The organism is Halonotius terrestris (assembly GCF_006861665.1).
GTDB lineage: Archaea > Halobacteriota > Halobacteria > Halobacteriales > Haloferacaceae > Halonotius > Halonotius terrestris.
Genome location: NZ_RKLU01000004.1, coordinates 158,029 through 161,917 on the forward strand (window position 1 = coordinate 158,029; position 3,889 = coordinate 161,917).

The 3,889-nt window shown below is 64.6% G+C and carries 2 protein-coding genes and 2 pseudogenes (2 of these 4 running past the window's edge); 1 reads left to right on the top strand and 3 read right to left on the bottom strand.

The features are described 5' to 3' along the window. A pseudogene (gene aspS, locus EGH24_RS10365) lies at positions 1-454 on the bottom strand (aspartate--tRNA(Asn) ligase); it reaches 851 nt to the left of the window's first position. Positions 455-557: 103 nt separating this feature from the next. On the opposite strand from aspS, the gene EGH24_RS10370 reads away from it, so the two are divergent. Beyond that, positions 558-998 carry a type IV pilin gene (locus tag EGH24_RS10370; protein ID WP_142980070.1) on the top strand — a complete coding sequence of 147 codons (441 nt, stop codon included), beginning with the start codon at positions 558-560 and terminating at the stop codon, positions 996-998. 23 nt (positions 999-1,021) lie between these two features. On the opposite strand, the gene EGH24_RS10375 is transcribed toward EGH24_RS10370, so the two are convergent. After that, complete coding sequence (locus EGH24_RS10375) at positions 1,022-2,107, bottom strand: geranylgeranyl reductase family protein (protein ID WP_142980071.1); 1,086 nt, start codon at positions 2,105-2,107, stop codon at positions 1,022-1,024. Positions 2,108-2,347: 240 nt separating this feature from the next. Next, positions 2,348-3,889: pseudogene (gene uvrA, locus EGH24_RS10380) on the bottom strand (excinuclease ABC subunit UvrA) (it continues 1,407 nt past the right edge of the window).

Genomic DNA, 3,889 nt, shown 5'->3' on the forward strand with positions numbered 1-3,889 from the left:
CGANNNNGCGGAACGNCTCGCGNNCGGCGNGCTGAATCTCCGCGCGGATCGTGAAGATCGCCTGGACCTCCTCCTTGCGGAGGTCGAGCGTGCGGTTGTCGAGCCGCGTCGAGAGTTCGGCATCGACCTTGCCTGATGGGTCGAGCGGGAGTTCGGTGTCGGCTTCGGCGACGACCTCGACTGAGTCGGGCGTGATCTCGACGCCCGTGGGTGCGCGTGGCTCCTCGTCAACGTCGCCGGTGACCGAAATCACGCTCTCGCGGGCGACGTTGAGCCCGGTCTCGACGAGATCGTCGTCCATCTCGTCTTTTTCAAACTTGATCTGAATCTTGCCCGTGGTGTCGCGCAGGATCAGAAAGGCGATGCCGCCGAGATCCCGGAGTTCGTGGACCCAGCCGGCGACCGTCACCGACTCGCCGGGTTCGGCGTCCGCAGTGTAGGTTCGGTTTTCCATACCCGAACCTGACAGCGGCCGCCCTTAAACTCGGCTGATTCCACCGGGAGCGGCGGGCCGTAGCTTCTTAAGCGAAAACGCGAGCAGGCCGGCTACCCCACGAATGAACCGCGATACACGAACAACAACCGACCGCGGTGTCTCGCCCGTCATCGGCGTGATCCTGATGGTCGCAATCACGGTCGTCATCGCCACGATGGTCGGCTCGGTCTTTCTCGACTACGCCGATCAAGTATCGGACCAACCGCCGCAGGCGGCGTTTGAATACGAACAGAGTGGCTCGGACGACATCACGATCACACACGTCAGTGGAGATCGAATTAACAACGAGCGACTCCGGATCACCGTCGGCGGCGACGAGGTGTATCCCGATCCCGTCTCGGATGCCTCGAAGACCGGCTGGGCCAGTCCGATAGGCGTCGGCGATACAGTAGACATTGAACATACTGACGCGGACGAGGGCGACACCGTGCGGATCGTCTGGCAGAACCCATCAGGACGGTCGGCAAACACACTCAGCACGTGGAAATGGCCGCAGACGTAGATGCTCGAACGCTGCGTACGCGATCAGGAGAACACGCGCTTGAGGTGTTGTTTCGAGAACAGCGAGGTCGGTTTGTCCATGTGGACGCCGATTTCGCCGGACAGCGCGCGGAGACCGAACCGCTGAACCGGCTTCGGCAGCGAGTAGCCACGCCGAATCAGGTGGCCGAGTCGGATCTCGCTTGACAGCGTTTCGCGCCACGCGGACTCATAGACCCCCAGCGAGTCGGGACGATCCGGCTGGATGTGTCGGGCCGCACAGTCGGCGGCGGTCATGCCGTAGAGAATCCCGCCGCCGGTGAACGGTTTCGTCTGAGCGGCAGCGTCGCCAATGAGGAACACGCGGTCAGTCGTCACTGAGTCCGGCGGGCCGATTGGGATGGCCCCGGAGCAGAAGTGATCGGTCTCGACATCGTACTGCTCAGTCAGGATATCGAAGCGGTCGTTGACGTCCTCGCCAGGCGCGGCCGCCAAGCCGTATTCGACACCGGCCTCGCCGCGGGGGATGCGCCACGCGAAGAATCGCGGGACGGTAAGGTGAACATCGACGTACTCGCCATGGTCTTCTTCGTCGGTGAACGCGAGCACGCCGTGGAGTTTTTCTTTCGGTTCGGGGAGTTCGACGGCCTGCCGGACGCGAGAGACTGGGCCGTCGCAGCCAGCGACCATGCGGGATTCGACTTCTATTGGGTCGGCCTCGTCGGCGACGCTGACGGTGAGGACGACGCGGTCGTCATGTTCTTCGACGCCGGTGACGGTGTGACCTTCGCGGATCTCCGCGCCGGCTGCGCGGGCGGCGTCGGCAAGCGTGCGGTCGAGTTCGACGCGGTCGATGACGTTCGAGATTTCGTTGGTCTTGTAGAAGAGATTTGGATCGCTGTCGGGGCCGCCGGTGTAGAAGTTCGCGCCATAGACACGGTTCTGCAGGAGGTCGTCTTTAGCGTCGTCGTGGACATAGTCCCAGATGTCGGTGCTGACGTGGCCCGAGCAGGCGAGTGGGGTACCGACGGTGCCCTTTTCGAGGCCGAGCACGTCGTAGCCCGACTCGGCGGCCCGGCGGGCGAACCGCGCGCCAGCGGGGCCGATACCGACGACGACGAAATCGTACATTACTGTTGGTTTGTTGAAGCCGGTGTTTAGCTTGTTTGTTTTCGAGAGAACGGTGTCGGCAGTGCTGGGGCTGACGGGATATAGAAAGCCCTCGACGCTCTCGACTCCCGGGACTCGCTGCGCTCCTCGTTCGCTTCGCTCACTGCGGTGCTTGCGTCGTCCGGGTTCGTCGGGAGCGTCTCGCCCTTTCAGTCCGCCAGGTCGCAGCTGTTCGGTCGAGCGAAACAGGTGCCGGCTGCCTCAGTCGTCGCTGGCGACCTTGGCCGGTTTGCGTCGGTCCGAGCGCGGCCCCTCGCGGTCGATTTTCGGAAGCAGGTCGCGCAGGTATCGCCCGGTGTGAGACTCCTCTGTGCGCGCGACCGATTCGGGCGTGCCGCTGGCGACGACCTCGCCGCCGNNNTCGCCNCCCTCNGGNCCGAGGTCGATGATGTGGTCNGCGTTNTTCACGAGGTCGAGCTCGTGTTCGACGACNNCNACGNTGTTGCCGTCGTCGGTTAGCCGCTGGAGCACCTCGATGAGCTTCCGCTCGTCCGCGGGGTGGAGCCCGGTCGTCGGCTCGTCGAGCAGGTACAGCGCGTCGCCGGAGTCCTTCTTACCGAGCTCCTCGGCGAGCTTCACGCGCTGTGCCTCGCCGCCCGACAGCGTCGTCGACGGCTGGCCGAGCCGCATGTAGCCGAGGCCGACGTCCTTCAGGAGNTNNAGNCGGCGGCGNANNNNGGNGTNNGNCTCGAAGAAGTCGTAGGCTTCGGCGACCTCCATATCGAGCACGTCGGCGATAGTTTTGCCCTTGTAGGTCACGTCCAGCGTCTCGGCGTTGTAGCGNGCNCCGTCNCACTCCTCGCAGGGNACNTNNACGTCCGANAGGAAGTTCATGTCGATCTTGACGGTCCCCTGGCCGCCGCAGGCCTCACACCGGCCACCTTTCACGTTGAACGAGAAGCGGCCCTTCTCGTAGCCGCGCTGCTTGGCGAGCTTCGTCTCCGCGAACAGCTCCCGGATGTGGTCGAAGACGCCGGTGTACGTCGCGGGGTTCGANCGCGGNGTNCGGCCGATGGGNNNCTGNTCGATNAGNCNNACCGTTTCGATATTTTCGACGCCCTCCAAGGCGTCGTGCTCGCCGGGATCGACGGAGGTGTTGTCGTTCATCTCGCGGGCCAGCCCCTTGTAGAGGATTTCGTGCATCAGGGTCGATTTGCCCGACCCAGAGACGCCCGTTATCGCGGTAAAGACGCCCAGCGGAATCGGCACATCGAGATCCTTCAGGTTGTGCTGGCGCGCACCGCGCACCCGGAGTTCGTCGTCGCGCTCGCGTCGCTCGTCGGGAACGGGGATTTCCTTGCGACCGGCGAGGTAGTCGCCTGTGATCGACCCCTCGGCATCGCACACGTCGTCGAAATCGCCCTGCACGACGATNTCGCCGCCGCGNTTNCCCGGNCCNGGNCCCATGTCGANGACGNTGTCGGCGCGCCACATCGTCTCCTCGTCGTGCTCGACGACGAGCAGCGTGTTTCCGAGGTCGCGGAGTCCCTCCAGCGTGTCGAGCAGCTTGTCGTTGTCGCGCTGGTGGAGACCGATGGACGGCTCGTCGAGGACGTACAGCACGCCGACGAGGCCGGAGCCGACTTGCGTGGCGAGCCGGATGCGCTGGCTCTCGCCGCCCGACAGCGTCGATGCCTCGCGGTCGAGCGTGAGGTACTCCAGTCCGACCTCCTCCATGAAGCCGAGCCGCGCCCGAATCTCCTTGAATATCTCCTCGGCGATGGTGCGGTCGCGCNCNGANAG

What these genes read in the sequence shown, in the direction of transcription:
- EGH24_RS10375 (WP_142980071.1), bottom strand. Translation starts at nt 2,107, where the DNA reads ATGTACGATTTCGTCGTCGTCGGTATCGGCCCCGCTGGCGCGCGGTTC.
- EGH24_RS10370 (WP_142980070.1), top strand. Translation starts at nt 558, where the DNA reads ATGAACCGCGATACACGAACAACAACCGACCGCGGTGTCTCGCCCGTC.